At 47.3% G+C, this 641-nt stretch carries 1 pseudogene; it reads right to left on the bottom strand.

Going from position 1 to position 641, the window contains the following annotated elements:
- Positions 1-38: 38 nt before the first annotated feature.
- Positions 39-641, bottom strand: a pseudogene (locus AC6ROY_RS25470) (hypothetical protein); the annotation flags it as partial.

The raw sequence follows: 641 nt of genomic DNA, 5'->3' as shown, positions 1-641 counted from the left end.
GTATATTTATTAACTGGACAGTCAAAAGTTCTACATCTTTAAGAAGCAAGCGATTTAGCGTCCGGCAAGGCCATTTTTTGCTTGGAACGAATAATTTGGGTTAGTGAAAGCTGTGAATTTTGGGCAAACAGGCTAAAAATCGATTTGCGAAAGTAGGCGACAACCGTTGCCTCCGAGACGATGGACTTGGAGGGTGTGCGGAGATAACGGAAAAACAAACCCGGCTTCTGTCCGGAAAAACGCAAAGCGATCAATTGAACCAGTCCCGTTGCAATGACGCTGCACCTAACAAATCCTTCGATGGCTTGCAAGGTCAAATGAATTCGCTTTCGCTGCTGCTCGTCTGTCACGCGTTCCAAAGGATCCGGTTCGCCTTTCCGACGATAGCGGCTGAGCTTCGGCATGGCTGAACTCCAGAAGCGGTAGCCAAATGCACCAATGACTTGTTTCATTTCTCGAAATGTACATTCGATCTTGAAGCGATAGCTGTACGCGGTGAGGATCTGCAAGGGTTCCAGCGTCAGGTCGGTGCTTACAAATATCGAAAAACGCTCTTCCTGCTTGACGAGTACAAAACGCAGTTTCTGGTACAATCCCTGCCCCCATAACAAATCCACAAACAGAAAGGATACCGTTTCTTC

The organism is Paenibacillus sp. sg306046, from assembly GCF_059821225.1.
The sequence above is the reverse complement of the archived record's forward strand: the minus strand, read 5'-3'. Positions and strand labels throughout refer to the sequence as shown.